The organism is Limosilactobacillus gorillae (genome assembly GCF_001293735.1).
Lineage (GTDB): Bacteria > Bacillota > Bacilli > Lactobacillales > Lactobacillaceae > Limosilactobacillus > Limosilactobacillus gorillae.
On record NZ_BCAH01000010.1, the window covers coordinates 49721 to 63777 of the forward strand.

Genomic DNA, 14057 nt, shown 5'->3' on the forward strand with positions numbered 1-14057 from the left:
GCTAAGAAGCTAGCTGTAATGCTAATTAAGAGATTAAAAGAGAAAAATAGTCACCAAAGGATAAGTCATTGAGAGCCCAGTTTGCCAGGGGTTTTGCTCTCCTATGTCATTAAAACTATAATTTTAATGACATGTAAATCCGAGTACAAAAGTACCCCATTACACTAGACTGTCTATATTTACCTTTAAGCACTAATAAATACTACTTTATTACTTGTAACATTTAAATACTACTTTATTACTTGTAACATTGCAGTATCCCCGTCAATAGATGCGCCTAGAGATTAAAATGGTTGTTAAAGCAGAAACACCCAGCTCAGCAAAGATTGCTTAACTAGGTGTTTCTGTCTAGATTGTTTTTAGCGCGGTGATGATTATCCCTTTGTCTGAATCCCGCGGATAACCCGACATGGGTTTCCAGCGGCAATCACGTTCGCAGGGATATTTTTAGTGACAACACTGCCAGCACCGACGATTGAATTTTCACCGATCGTGACGCCAGATAAGACAATTACGCCCCCACCAAGCCAGACGTTATTATTGATGTGAATCGGCTTAGCGTATACTTGGTGGTTAGCCCGTTCAACAGGGTCTTCGGCGTGGTTAGCACAGTACAGACCAACCTTAGGGCCGATATAAACATGATTACCGATTGTAACTTCGTTGCAGTCTAAGATTACCATATCGTGGTTAATATAGATATCACTACCAAGTGAGATATTAAGACCTAACTCACACATGAAGTTGGACTCAATATAGTTATTGTCGCCCATCTTATTAAAGAGTTTTTTCAAAATAGCTTGGTCGTATTTACTTTCAGAATTAACCAGGAAATTATAACGGCGACACTCTTTAATTGCGTGATTACGAGCGGCTTCCACAAGAGGGTCAACATCGTTGTATAGTTGTCCAGTATTGGTAATACTTTGAACCTGCTTTGTGTCAAATTTTACTTCTTCACCCATATTCTTTCCTCCATTTAGGCATTAGGCAATTGTTATTCAGCCTAATTATACCAGCGATGAATGCGCTTGCGCAAAGTCATCTCCGTTCGGTATAATCGGTATAATTAGTAAGTAACAAACCTGAAAGGACCAATACAATGAATGCAAAAGACCTTCAGCACAGTGGTGACCTCTACTTTCCAGGTGATCCAGAAATTACCAAGGCCCAAGTAGCAGCTCAGGAATTACTATACGATTTCAATCAAACGCGCCCTGGCGAAGCGGTTAAGCGTCAAAAGCTATTGCAAAAGATGTTTGCTGAGATCGGTGAACATAGCTACATTGAACCACCCCTACATGCTAATTTTGGCGCTAAATTCGCCCACTTTGGTGACCACGTTTATGCTAATTACAACCTAACAATGGTTGACGATACTGCTATTTACATTGGTGATCGGACTTTGGTTGGTCCCAACGTAATTTTAGCCGCCGGTACCCATCCAGTTGCCCCCGAGTTGCGGGCTAGGGAAATGCAATACAACCTCCCCATCCATATCGGTAAAAATTGCTGGATTGGCGCCGGTTCAATCGTTATGCCGGGAATTACGATTGGCGATAACACCGTGGTGGGTGCAGGATCACTAGTCACTAAGGACATCCCCGCCAACGTGGTTGCTTATGGCTCCCCAGCTAAGGTAATTCGGGAAATCAACGATTATGATTATGATCGAAAGTATTACCACCAGAAGCATAGAATCAACTCTACCTTCTTTTGATTAGTCAGTCATCCCCCTCCTCCCCTAAGCTATGATAGTTTAGAGCCCAGACCTAACGGACACCTATTTATTCCACCTACGACGCTTCTAAATAAAAAGCGCCCAATTGGTATCCAAACCAATGAGCGCTAAAACCTCTACTTGATTAACTCAAGCAGGGCTTTAATTATTCTTTTAACGTGCTTACTAGGCACGAAAATGATAAGTACACACCAGTGGAGCATCGGAGTTACCTCCTTTCCGCACTAGTCGGGTTTTCTACGCCCGCATAAGTGTGCTTTTTCATTGTATCACAGACAGTCGAGTGATATAATACAGTTAAATGATAAGTACACCGTGTGCTGTTGGTGCTTTCTAGCCAACAAGACCGGTCCCGGGTGCCCCTTTAGGCACCCTTTTTTTGTGCCCTTATAATGATTGATATGCTAACGGATCACCATCCTTAGCTTACGTTAATTTATCACGTTCCGAGTACAAAAAGGTATTTGAAGATATTCAAACGCTAAAAAGGGTTCCAATGAGGGACCTTTTTACTTTAACCAGTATTTGTTAATTTGATTTCTCGTGATTAAAGGTACCCATAGTAAGGCTGTTGGCACAATGATTGGTGTAGCCAATTAATCAAAGTAATAAAATCAAAAACCGGTAGGCCAATACTTGCCTGAATTGACGCCGCATACGGTGGAAGGTCGCTACACTCTAATAAGATTGCCCCGATCTCCGGATGGTCTTTCACCACTTCCTGCGTCCTTCGAATCAAGGCCCTTTGTAAGGCACCATTATCCAGGGATGTTTCTCCATAGCGAATGGCATGAAACTCCGGTAGGCTACCAATATCAACAAAGATTACATTATTAGACTTGGCGTTGACGTTTTCTAACAGCGCTGGTGTTGCTCCCTTAATATCGGCTACTAGTACCGCAACCTTCTGATCAACACGTAAGCTAACGGAGATTAGCGGAAGTTGTGCCAGACTAGACATCACTACTGGGATATTAACAGCTGCTTGCACCTGGTGCTGGAAATTCGCAAAGTACCCACAGGCCCCCACAATTGCCCGCACACCCCGAGCCTCCAATTTTCTAGCCGCCTCCACAATCTGTTCAACGGCTCTTAAGTCGGCCTCAAAGAGTTGCTCAATTTCAAGGTCTATCACTTCATAATCAACTGGAAAAGCAAAGGTGGTCGCATTAGCTACGTTACCTGGAAGTTTAGGGTAAATTAAGTTAATGGCGATGATGCCAATCGCATTTCCCGCTATTGGACTGGCAGTCGGGGAAATAGTCCCCGCTAAATCTACTGGGCTTCCCAAGTAATAACTTAACCGTTGCATTCGTCCTCCTCCTTATAGTTGCCGTTTTCAAGGTAGTCCAGTAGGTCAGCCTGGTTAAGGTGGCCAATCCCTAGCTCTTCAAGGGAGACCCCGGTCTCATAAAAATCGGTTCCCACCATAGCTGACCCCAGGGTGATAATGCTGTCAATCACCGGAGTGGCGACGCCGAATTTTTTACCCAATTCGTGATAGATATGGCAACCAACTGGAATATCCTCGGTTACATAACGGTCCTGAATACTAAACGGTCCGGTCCCAAAGGCCATTGGGAATTGATCATCAAAGGGAGCACAAGCACCATCCCCCATGTACTCCGGCCCCAAAATATTAGACCGGGAGAAAAAGGTATCCTTTGGGTAGCGGGCAATATCAACACCGATCGTTTTGGCTAACTTAATCTCCTCTTGATAAAAGGCATATTGGACCTCGGAAACCGATTCGGTATAAACGTGGGAGTAAATTGGACCTCGGAAACCGATTCGGTATAAACGTGGGAGTAAATTGAAAAGTCGCTCTTGTCATTACCACCAAAAACGCGACCGTAGTTTTCCATTACGGCGGCTCCTAAAATGGTTCCCGGGCAATGTAAAGTTGGGTTGACGTTGCTAAACCCAATATCTAGCACGGTTTTACCGCCAACGGGACCATCACCAAAGGTCACCGAATCGAAGCAGCCAATGTGCTCAGTACTCTTTAAAAAGGTCTCCTGATCCGTTGACGGCAAGGCGGCTCCCCGCAAGGAGATTGCCCGGTAACGGAAAAAGACCCGCTTGAGATCAATCCCAGCCTCTTTGACGATCCGAGTCCCATATGGTGCACTTGACCAGCCTCCGATAACCACGTTAACGTCGGGACGAGTCTCACGAAGCACCTTACGTAAGCGCAGACTCCCAAAGTTATCGGGGATGATATGAATAATCTGACCATCCTCTAAGAGGGGTGCTAATCGTTTAAAAAAGGTTTGATGGCCTACCGACGGAACCGTAACCAGGATGATCTGTGCTCCATTAACGACCTCTTCTAAGTTATCTGAAACTAAATCAAATTTAGCCACTCCACTCCGCTTGAAGTTGTACTTACCATACTCGAATCCCTGAATTTCAATTCCTGACTTATCCAAATCCTTGAGTGACTGAGGTGCAAACTCCGGTAGGTCAAATAGACGCACCTGGTTTCCTGCGAGTTTACAATCAGCTGCTACTGAGCGTCCAACGGCCCCGGCTCCTAAAACCGCAATCGTATAGTCTGCTAAGTGTTGTTCCGCCATCGTTCTTCCTCCTTCAATCAAAAAGCGCCCTGAAAAGAGTTTCCTCTCTTCGGGACGTCAAACGTAATATCCAACCTAATTCAAACGGGGTGGAGCATCCCCCTTCTGTCGCACCCCATACGAAGGCATTGACCACCATCCAGGAAAAGCTCACCGTTTCTTCCGTTATCCTCTCTTCTCTAAGGGAATCCTGAACAAGTTACTCATCCCATTAATGCGTTATCATTAATTTCTAATCATTTTATAAGGGTAGGCTGATTTTGTCAACAAATTGAATGTAAATTCTCCCTTACCATCGGGGTTAGCCGCTTAGTTTAGGGGTATAATAATAAAGATTGGAAAGGATGTTGAAGTATGAATGAACTGCGTGCTAAAGATGTTTTGCACCGCCCGCTATCATCAAATTTTACTGCCGACGTCGGTAAGGGAATTATAGTTGGGCTGGCAACCGGGATTATCGTTGCTCTGTTTCGGTGGTTAATTGACCAGGCGATGGCCCTAGCTCGTATTATCTACCCTAATCTACATACCCACCCCCTCTTGCTACTTGCCTATTTAGGAATCACCGTGGTGGTTTGGCTACTCTTAATTGCCGTAATTGGAAAAGACCAAACCGACCTCTTAGGCTCCGGGGTTCCTCAAATTGAAGCCATTTTAATGGACCGGCACCAAATGCAGTGGTGGTCGGTACTATGGAAAAAATTCATCGGTGGATTACTTGCTATCGGCCCTGGCCTCTTCCTGGGCCGGGAAGGACCATGTATTCAAATGGGGGCAGCAATTGGTCAGGGAATGGGCCAGCACCTCTTTAATGCCGACAAGAAGGAACAAAAGCTTCTCCTCTCCTGTGGGGTAGCCGCGGGGTTAGCCGCTGCCTTCTCGGCTCCGCTAGCAGGTACCATGTTCTTACTAGAAGAGATCACCTTCCGCTTTCAAATTCGCGAGTGGTTAACGGCCCTAGCCGCTGCCATCAGCGCCGATTTAATGACAGTGTTAGTTTTTGGCACCCGGCCCTGCCTATGGTTGCCCATCAAGTTAAATCTCCCCAAGAATGCTTACCCCTGGCTAGTCTTCTTTGGCATTGCCCTTGGTGTACTCGCTTGGTTTTACCAGTACTGCCTGCTAAACAGCCACTACTGGTACCGGTCCTGGACACACCTGCCAAGTAAGGTCCAACCACTTTTACCCCTTTTATTAGTAATTCCAGTGGGCTGGTTTGATGTCAATTTATTGGGCGGAAGTCATCTTTTGATTGAAAACATCATCGCCCTGCCAAATCATTGGGGCGGCTTCACCGGCTTGTTGGGAATTCTTGTTATCTACTTTGTCGTCCGCTTCATTGGCTCGATGATTTCATATGGTGCCCCGGTCCCGGGCGGAATCTTTATGCCAATTCTTGTTTTGGGCGCCCTGCTCGGAGCGATGATGGCAACGATCTTAATTCACCTTGGCCTTTTACCAGATACTAACTATATCAATATGGTTGTGATCGGGATGGCCGCCTACTTTGGTGCGATTGAAAAGGCCCCCTTCACAGCCATCTGCCTGTTAACCGAAATGGTGGGAACGATGGAACAAATCTTACCAATGCTGATCGTTACCTCCATCGCCTACACCGTTAACGACCTTCTCGGTGGACGACCAATTTACGCTGCCCTTCGTGAAGAGATGTTCGGACTTGATGAAAAGTAACAACAGGGTGATGGTCAAAGTCCTTCCCATAGATATCCATACAATAAACCAATGGAGCCCGGTAGTTCCGTAAATGCGGAATTGCCAGGCTCTATTCTATTTTGGAAAGTCTAATTAATTACTTGTCTCATTCCCATTCTATCTTTTCAAAGGAGATTAAGCATTTCTCCGCCCCGGCTTGAACCGGCTTGCAATTATAATACCTAATGAGGCAAACAATACGGCGACGATAAAGGCAGCATGGTAGCCATTCAAGGTTGCCACAAGCGGTTTTTGTCCCGCTAAACGTCCCTGCTTAGTAATGTCATCCAAAACTGACGTTAAAATTGCGGTACCAATTGAAGCAGCAACTTGGCGAATGGTATTATTCACAGCCGTCCCATCTGCTAGAATCGGGTTAGGGAGGGAGTTCATCCCGGCCGTCGATGCTGGCATCATTACCATTGAAATCCCGATAAAGCGTATCGCATAAAAGATCGTAATATCTATTAAGGGCGTTGTAAGATTAATAAAAGCAAACGGTAGGGTTCCCAACGTAAGTAAAATCATCCCCAGCATGGTTAAATCACGAGCCCCATAGCGATCAAAGATCCGTCCAGTAATGGGGCTCAATAATCCATACAAGAGTGCTCCCGGAAGAAGGGTAAGCCCAGACATTAACGCCGACAATCCCCGTACTTCTTGTAAATAAATCGGAATTAACATTTCAACCCCAACCATTGCCATTCGGACAAGGGAACTTAGGCTTGTTCCAATTATAAAGGCTCGGTGGGTAAAGACCCGTAACTCTAAAAACGGCTGTGTGAGATTTAACTGTCGTAAGGCCATGATAAAGACAATCACTAATCCAGCGATGATACTAAAAATCGTCTTATAGCTAGTCCAGCCATCCGTCCCAACGATTGAAAAACCAAATAAAAGCATCCCAAATCCTAACGACGACAATCCAACTGAAGGCCAATCTAACTTAGGGTGTGTCACCGTCAGAACCGGTTGGATAGTCATTAAACTAGCCAAGATCACAACCCCACCAATTGGTAGAATTAGGCGAAACAAGTCCCGCCAACTCATGTAGTCAATAATCAACCCTGACAAGGTGGGGCCAATAGCCGGGGCTAAGCCGATCACTAACCCCACCACGCCCATTGCTGATCCCCGCTGTTCACGCGGGAAGATAGTTAACATGATGGTTTGGATTAAAGGCATTGTGATCCCAACCGCAATCGCTTGGATCAACCTCCCCAACAACAGTATCCAATAGACGGGTGCACAAGCACATACGGCTGTTCCTGCTTCAAATATTAGCATTGCTCCAATATAGAGCCATTTAGTGTTAAAGCGCATGCTTAAATAGGCACTTACGGGAATCATTACCCCATTAACCAGTAGAAAACCCGTTGTTAACCACTGGACAGTGGAAGTGGTGATGGAAAAATAGCGCATTAAAGTTGGGTAAGCCGTTGCTAATAGCGTTTGGTTTAAGACCGTACAAAAGGACCCCGTCATTAGCACAATGACCATCATGGTTCGTTTAGCCGGCGTCAAATGTAAACCGTTTGTTTCATTCAATTTACTCACTCCCTTGTTGACCGCTAATTAAATCATGCTTTGTATCACGCCAAAGTAACCGGGTCGCTTGTCGTTGCTCGAAACTTGAAATTAAAGATCGCTCCAAGGGCGTGGTCCCTTTTAAGATTAAGGAATGATCCCAGGCAAACTCCTTGTCTAAGACCACATACAGGTTAAAGCAGGAAAAACCTAGTTTACGGACCTGGTGGTACATATCCTCCCCCCAAATGATTGTGAACGTTTCTACCGCCCGGCCAGTAACACCGGTAATAAAGCTTTCTAAAATTAAATCTTCTTGATCAGTAAACGGCTCCCAGAAATTAACCTGATCAAATGTTGCTGTTGCAACATCCCTCCCCGTTAGGCGCCTTGCTAAAATAGCTGGTAACTCATCCGCTAGCCCTAATAAATGTCCTCCAAATACCGTTTGATGGACATTCAGGTCCCTTGTATGAACCCTCAACACCGTTTCTAATCGCCTCTGATGAACATCAATCACTTGCTTATCTGTCAATTTTATATTTTCCTCCTTAAAAAAGGCCTCTAGCGCCCATACTGGACGTTAGAGGCCCTTGTTCAAGAGACGATCGCCCATAGACCACCGTTCCTATTCAGCATCAATTTTTGAATTGTGTCCTTTTTGATCAATTACTTCTTCTTCAAATTCAACCCCACGGGTAAAGATAAGTAATCCTAGCAAGAATACGGCACTAATTAGTAACGATATTTCCCCAAAGTAATTAGTTGTTAACGTTCCAACTAATCCCCCTAAGGAAAAACCGATTAAAACACTGGTAAAACGCATGAAGTTAACCCACGCATTTTTTTCGCCTAATAGCCCTCGCATGAAGTAGTGCCCTGATAACTGAACAACAAAGGTAACTGCGACGTTTCCATAAAGATTTCCTTGTATTTTGTGGAAGGCATCACCTTGCATCCCAGCCACGTACGAAATTATCATACAAACAACCCGTGGATCAAATAGCTTATTGATGTAGGGAATTCCTAAAAGGGCAACAACAATAGTTTCAATAATCAAAATTTCGGGTGACCAACTTTTACGGTGATGGTCATCTAACCGTGAAATCAACGAAGTTGTTGCTGCACCAGCAAAGAAGAAGAGGATAGTAATAAAAATAATTACTAGTCTAGAAAGATTGTGCGTTGCAATAGCTTCACCGACAAGAATAATGTTCCCAGACTGAACAGTACTAAAAACCTTTCCGGCAATGTAGGTATACCCATTTAAAGTTCCTGAAATAAAAGCTAAGGTAACGGCTACCCAAAAGGTTTCCATTACTGGATAGGCTGTTGGATTAATTAATCGTTGTCCCCTATCCATAACAAACACATCTCCCTTTATGATTAATCCTCTTGGTCGGGACTAAATTCTTTACGAATAGCTGCCCCGTTTTGATCAAACTTCGGTGAATCCTTTTGAATACCATAAGAATTCCAGGTCCCGTACTTCATAGGGGAACCCATGACTTCAAGTCCATCCGGCATCGTTTTAACCATCCCCCGAGCAATAATTTGCGGTAAGCGACGGGTATCATCAACGTTAAGCACAATGCCTACTGGAACTCCAGCATCCTCTAACCGTTGGCGCCAAGCTTCTGCATTGTCAGTTGTGGTGACCGATTCAATTGCAGCCTTGGTTGCCTTCCAGTTTTCTTCCCGGTGATCGTTTGTGTCAAAGCGATTGTCCTCAACCCATTCATCATGACCAAGAGCATGACTCAATAGGCTCCACAAGTGATCATTCCCACAGCAAATTGCCAGTGGTTGGTCTTTACACTTAAAGGTATCAAACGGGTACATGTACGGGTGCCGGTTTCCAATCCGGTGTGGCACCTTGTGAGGTCCAAGGGTAGTCATCAGATCCTGGGCCATCAAACAAAATGTTGAATCCAGCATGGAAACGTCAACCGTCGTTCCACGACCAGTCCGTTCACGGGCTACTAGAGCGGTTGTAATTGCTCCGTATCCCATTATCCCAGCGACCACGTCTGAAACTGAAGTCCCAACCCGTGTAGCCGGTCCATCTTCTTCACCAGTTGCATCCATAATTCCGGAAAGGGCCTGGATAATCGTGTCATAAGCAGCTTGCTTACTCATTGGACCATATTGACCAAAGCCAGAAATTGAAGCAACGATCAACTTAGGGAACCGCTTTACCAAATTTTCTGGTGCTAACCCTAACTTTTCCATTACTCCTGGACGGAAGTTTTCTACAACCACATCTGCCTTAGCAATCATCCGATTTAAAAGGGCGAAATCATCGGGGTCCTTAAAGTCTAAGGCAATGGATTCCTTTCCGGCGTTAGCAATCCGGAAATACTCCGAAGACCCATCGTCAATGTAAGGCCCCATCATTCGTGTATCATCACCAGTCTTTGGACGTTCAACGTGAATTACGCGGGCCCCCGCATCGGCAAGCATTCGTGAGCATGTTGGACCTGACAAAACGTGAGTTAAGTCAACAACGAGGATTCCCTCTAACGGGTAAGGTAATTTCTTATCCAAATGAAGGTTCTTGTTCTCTAATTGACCATATTGTGGTTCACTCTTTACGTTCTCGTTATCCATCAAAAGGACTTCCTTCCTTTTTATTATTTATTAAATCAATTTTAGGATTCAAATTATTTGGTTAGGTTAATTTTAGGATTTAAATTACCGATGTGCCCTGATTCCTTCCCAATTGTAGGATCAATCGTAACATTAATAATGTTAGGGCGCCCAGATGCGTAAGCCTTGTTAAGGGCTTCCTCCAGTTCCTCTTGAGTTGTTACTTGGTAGGCATCACCACCAAAGGCCGTTGCAATTAATTCATATTTTGCCTTGGCATCAAGCATAGTTGGACCTGGTTGATCAGGAACTTCCCGATCTTTTCCGTTATAAATCCCCCCGTTGTTAAGGATAACAATCGTGATTGGTAAGTTATAACGACAAATCGTTTCTACTTCCATGCCATCGAAGCCAAAGGCACTATCACCTTCCAAAGCAATTACAGGGCGTTGCATTTCTATGGCAGCCCCAATCGCATACCCAAGGCCAATTCCCATAACACCCCAGGTCCCGGTATCAAGACGGTGACGTGGAAGCGATAGGTCGATTACGTTTCGCCCAATATCTAAGGCATTAGCCCCTTCGCTTACCAAGTAGGTGTCGGGATGCTTTTTAAAGAGGTTCATTAATGGAACCAAGGCGCCATAGTAACCTAACGGAGACCTCTTTGTCGTTAAACGCGTTGTCATCTTAGCCTTGTTTTCTTGAATCTTAGCATTCAATAAATCTAACCATTCTTGGTTAGCTTTCAAGCCAATTTGAGTTACCTTTTCATTCAAAAGGTTTACAACTGCTTTGATGTCTCCCTGAAGTGGAGCATGAGTTTGGCGGTTAGAATCAAATTCACTTGCATCAATGTCGACCTGAATAAACTTAGCATCAGGGCTAAAGTGAGATGCCTCCCCGTTTGAAAGGAGCCAATTTAGTCGTGCGCCAAGTAGGAGAACAACGTCCGCTTCCTTTAATGACAGGGAGCGAGCGGCTGCCACAGAAGACGGATGTTCATCAGGTAGAACACCCTTAGCCATCGACATTGGAAGGAATGGGAACTTCGTTTGGTCAATGAATTCTCGAATTTCTTCTTCTGCGTGAGCGTACGCAGCCCCCTTGCCAATAATAACCAGCGGATGGTGTGCTCCCTTTAACAGTTTAACTGCCCTTTCTAACGCTTCGTTAGTTGGTAGTTGAACTGGTGCGGGATCAACGACCTTAAATAAGGTCTTTTCCGCATTTTCGGTGACAACGTCACTTAAAGTGTCCGCAGGAAGGTCTAAGTAAACCCCCCCGGGCCGTCCACTTACCGCTGTTCGAACCGCCCGTGCAACAGCCAGGCCAACATCTTGAGCTCGGTCAACACGATAAGCAGCTTTACAAAACGGCTTTGCGACATTGTACTGGTCAAGCCCTTCATAATCACCCCGATCAAGATCGATCACGTGGCGTTGAGAAGACCCCGAAATCATAATTAGTGGGAAACAGTTCTTAGTTGCTTGAGCTAAAGCAGTTAACCCATTTAAGAATCCCGGTGCCGATACCGTTAAACCTACGCCAGGCTTTCCCGTCAAAAAACCAACGGCTGCTGCGGCATCAACCGCAGCATCTTCCCGCCGAAAGCCATAGTATTTCATTCCGCGCAACTGAGCTAGGCGAGCAAAATCTGTTACCGGAATGCCCACAACCCCATACATCTTAGTAAGTCCGTTAAGTTTAAGTGCCTCAATAAGAAGTTCAGCACCTGAACGTTGGGTAGCTTCATCCGTCATAACATTACCTCCTCATGTTATTCAAAATAAAAAAGGCAATACCGTCGGTATCGGCATGTTGCCGTCGGTATCGCCTTTTTTATTGTAGCACATTAGCTAATTTTTAATTAGTGAATTAATTTTGAAATATTTTTGAAGTTCGGACTATCATGCATACAAATAAACATGACCTTGACCAGCTCTCCTTAATGCCTTAAAAAGGTACTTTGCTAAGTAATTAATTTGGTCAAGTTAGAGGCTTTTTTCGGTCTTCAATTACCACAGCCATCCCCCAGAACTTCAGAAAGGCGCTTTATAAAGCGATTAATTTTGTCAGGCTAAGCCCTCTTAACTGGTTTCTTGATTACCACAAAGATAATCAAGGAGATGATAACCATTACCAACAGAACCTTGTATAGCAATGGGAAGTTTTGCGTTAAGACTGCACCATTAGCAAGGGTTACCTTGCCTGGGTTTAGCGGGTTACCGGAGGCCATTAAGAAACCAACCAAAATGGCTCCGATCCCGAATCCCTGGTAAATTACCGAGTAGTTTCGGGAGGTGTCGCGTAGACCAAAGTAGTCAGAAACGAAGGTTGGGAAGACAGTGATGTTCCCACCGAAGCAAAAGGCCATGGCCATAACAACGACGTAAATCATCCCCATGCTCATGTCACCTGGCTTAGTCATCAAGAGTGCCAATAAGGCAAGCAATTGGATGATAAAGGTAATGAAGAAGACTGGCTTCCGACCAGTAATGTCAGATAACCACCCCATTACGAACCGACCAACCGTGTTGGCAATGGCAACAACGGCAACGAAGAAGGCAGCGGCACTCGAACCGGCCCAAACTGAAACGTCCTTTGGTGATTGCGTCCAAGCAGCCGCCATGTTAGTAACAGCGGCCCCTAAGAGCCCCATAAACATACATGCAGTCATTAGACAGAAAAAGATCATGTAAGCTTGTGGTGTGTGAAGCATTTCGGAAGTAGAGAAGTTAACATTCTCGGATCCCGCTTCCGTCGTGCTTGGTGCTGCATCAACTTCAGGAGCATCCTTTAAGAGTAAGGAACCAACCACGGCAAGTACCAAGGCCAAGATCCCCCACCAGAGAAGAACACGGTTAATATTACCTGCGTTAATCACACCGTTACCACCAGCAACCCACATATCAATGTATTTGAAAACAAAGGAACCAAGTCCATAACATGCAACACAGATTCCGGAAATTAACCCCTTCTTTTCGGGGAACCACTTAATGGCATTAGTTAAAGAGGTTAAATAAAGCACCCCGTTCATTGCCCCGAGGAGAACTCCCCCAAAAAGCCATAGGGTCCAAATTGATGACCCCTTACCTATCGTCATTAAACCAAAAATGGAAAGTCCATAAATAATTGCTGCAATAGTATTAACAATTCTCATCCCGTATTTCTTAGTAAGCGGGATCCCTGCTAACGTTGCCAGGGATAAACAAAGCATCCCTAACGTGAAAGTAAAACTAACGGACGCTGCTGGAAGACCGCCAACGATCTTCTTTGCACCATCTACTACTTTAACAACCCCACCGGTTTTGAGCATAAACCCGTTATTAAATATGGCCCATGCATAAAATGAACCGGCAGAAAGCTGAATAAATACAGTTCCGAGGATTACCATCCACCGGTTCGTATTTTGCTTAGTCGTATCCATAAAGTACACCCTTCCTTCATAATGACTAATAACAAAGCGCCTTCATTAGTAAGTCTAACATATTTTTAACAAAGTATCCCCATAATTTTTAAAGGGTGTTAAAATTTCGATACTGTGAAATTTATTCCTAAAAAGTAATTTTTAGGAATAAATATTGAATTAATATGTGCTACGCTGATTTTTTATTCGTTTAACCGGAAATCTTATAACCTGGGTTAATAGTGATTAATAGTTATAATATGATTAGTTATTGGGGTCTAGAATCATTTCCTTTTCATCGTTACTTCAAACTTCAGTAGTGTTAGCTTCGAGAACTTCTTTCCCAGTTCTCCCCCATTAACAGTATCTAAGACAATATTCATGGAATTCTGCGGCTTACATCTTTGTTGGAGCATTTCGTAAACTGTAACTTCGTCAACTACCACCGATTAAAATCGATGGCTTGTAGCTCACAAGCCGAACGGCTTAGAAGTGGTAA

Annotated in this window: 12 protein-coding genes; 2 read left to right on the forward strand and 10 right to left on the reverse strand. The window is 44.5% G+C overall.

Annotated features, from left to right (window positions below):
• Positions 1-374 precede the first annotated feature (374 nt).
• On the reverse strand, positions 375-965 hold the full coding sequence (locus AOQ57_RS01860) for a sugar O-acetyltransferase (RefSeq protein WP_093624654.1): 591 nt from the start codon (positions 963-965) through the stop codon (positions 375-377).
• A gap of 137 nt (positions 966-1102) precedes the next feature.
• Between AOQ57_RS01860 and AOQ57_RS01865 the strand changes: the two genes are divergently transcribed.
• The gene (locus tag AOQ57_RS01865; protein ID WP_093624656.1) at positions 1103-1720 is read left to right on the forward strand and encodes a sugar O-acetyltransferase; all 618 of its coding nucleotides are present in this window, start codon (positions 1103-1105) and stop codon (positions 1718-1720) included.
• A 568-nt stretch (positions 1721-2288) separates the two neighbouring features.
• Here the strand turns inward: AOQ57_RS01865 and AOQ57_RS01870 are convergent.
• Genes AOQ57_RS01870 through AOQ57_RS01875 form a run of 3 tightly spaced genes read right to left on the reverse strand, consistent with a single transcriptional unit; the run spans position 2289 to position 4320 of the window.
• Positions 2289-3053: an aspartate/glutamate racemase family protein gene (locus AOQ57_RS01870; protein WP_093624658.1), complete on the reverse strand. Its 765-nt coding sequence runs from the start codon at positions 3051-3053 to the stop codon at positions 2289-2291.
• Positions 3041-3532: an NAD/NADP octopine/nopaline dehydrogenase family protein gene (locus AOQ57_RS08285; RefSeq protein WP_369688099.1), complete on the reverse strand. Its 492-nt coding sequence runs from the start codon at positions 3530-3532 to the stop codon at positions 3041-3043. The genes AOQ57_RS01870 and AOQ57_RS08285 overlap by 13 nt, the downstream gene beginning before the upstream one ends.
• Complete coding sequence (locus tag AOQ57_RS01875; protein WP_235788988.1) at positions 3442-4320, reverse strand: NAD/NADP octopine/nopaline dehydrogenase family protein; 879 nt, start codon at positions 4318-4320, stop codon at positions 3442-3444. The genes AOQ57_RS08285 and AOQ57_RS01875 overlap by 91 nt, the downstream gene beginning before the upstream one ends.
• A 354-nt stretch (positions 4321-4674) precedes the next feature.
• Here AOQ57_RS01875 and AOQ57_RS01880 point away from each other — a divergent pair, with 354 nt between their 5' ends.
• Positions 4675-6012: a ClC family H(+)/Cl(-) exchange transporter gene (locus AOQ57_RS01880; RefSeq protein ID WP_093624660.1), complete on the forward strand. Its 1338-nt coding sequence runs from the start codon at positions 4675-4677 to the stop codon at positions 6010-6012.
• A 156-nt stretch (positions 6013-6168) separates the two neighbouring features.
• Here AOQ57_RS01880 and AOQ57_RS01885 read toward each other — a convergent pair whose 3' ends face one another.
• From AOQ57_RS01885 to AOQ57_RS01910, 6 genes are all read right to left on the reverse strand, one after another.
• Positions 6169-7581: an MDR family MFS transporter gene (locus AOQ57_RS01885; RefSeq protein WP_439950837.1), complete on the reverse strand. Its 1413-nt coding sequence runs from the start codon at positions 7579-7581 to the stop codon at positions 6169-6171.
• Position 7582: 1 nt separating this feature from the next.
• Complete coding sequence (locus tag AOQ57_RS01890; protein ID WP_093624662.1) at positions 7583-8095, reverse strand: hotdog domain-containing protein; 513 nt, start codon at positions 8093-8095, stop codon at positions 7583-7585.
• A gap of 93 nt (positions 8096-8188) precedes the next feature.
• Positions 8189-8923 carry a YoaK family protein gene (locus AOQ57_RS01895; RefSeq protein WP_093624664.1) on the reverse strand — a complete coding sequence of 245 codons (735 nt, stop codon included), beginning with the start codon at positions 8921-8923 and terminating at the stop codon, positions 8189-8191.
• Positions 8924-8946: 23 nt separating this feature from the next.
• The gene (locus tag AOQ57_RS01900; RefSeq protein WP_093624666.1) at positions 8947-10170 is read right to left on the reverse strand and encodes a CaiB/BaiF CoA transferase family protein; all 1224 of its coding nucleotides are present in this window, start codon (positions 10168-10170) and stop codon (positions 8947-8949) included.
• Between the two features lie 53 nt (positions 10171-10223).
• Complete coding sequence (gene oxc, locus AOQ57_RS01905) at positions 10224-11912, reverse strand: oxalyl-CoA decarboxylase (RefSeq protein ID WP_093624668.1); 1689 nt, start codon at positions 11910-11912, stop codon at positions 10224-10226.
• A gap of 317 nt (positions 11913-12229) precedes the next feature.
• On the reverse strand, positions 12230-13579 hold the full coding sequence (locus AOQ57_RS01910) for an MFS transporter (RefSeq protein WP_093624670.1): 1350 nt from the start codon (positions 13577-13579) through the stop codon (positions 12230-12232).
• Positions 13580-14057 lie beyond the last annotated feature (478 nt).

Coding starts and splice junctions, on each gene's coding strand:
- AOQ57_RS01895 (WP_093624664.1), bottom strand. CDS start 8,923: ATGGATAGGGGACAACGATTAATTAATCCAACAGCCTATCCAGTAATG.
- oxc (WP_093624668.1), bottom strand. CDS start 11,912: ATGACGGATGAAGCTACCCAACGTTCAGGTGCTGAACTTCTTATTGAG.
- AOQ57_RS01870 (WP_093624658.1), bottom strand. CDS start 3,053: ATGCAACGGTTAAGTTATTACTTGGGAAGCCCAGTAGATTTAGCGGGG.
- AOQ57_RS01880 (WP_093624660.1), top strand. CDS start 4,675: ATGAATGAACTGCGTGCTAAAGATGTTTTGCACCGCCCGCTATCATCA.
- AOQ57_RS01860 (WP_093624654.1), bottom strand. CDS start 965: ATGGGTGAAGAAGTAAAATTTGACACAAAGCAGGTTCAAAGTATTACC.
- AOQ57_RS01865 (WP_093624656.1), top strand. CDS start 1,103: ATGAATGCAAAAGACCTTCAGCACAGTGGTGACCTCTACTTTCCAGGT.
- AOQ57_RS01900 (WP_093624666.1), bottom strand. CDS start 10,170: ATGGATAACGAGAACGTAAAGAGTGAACCACAATATGGTCAATTAGAG.
- AOQ57_RS01875 (WP_235788988.1), bottom strand. CDS start 4,320: ATGGCGGAACAACACTTAGCAGACTATACGATTGCGGTTTTAGGAGCC.
- AOQ57_RS01910 (WP_093624670.1), bottom strand. CDS start 13,579: ATGGATACGACTAAGCAAAATACGAACCGGTGGATGGTAATCCTCGGA.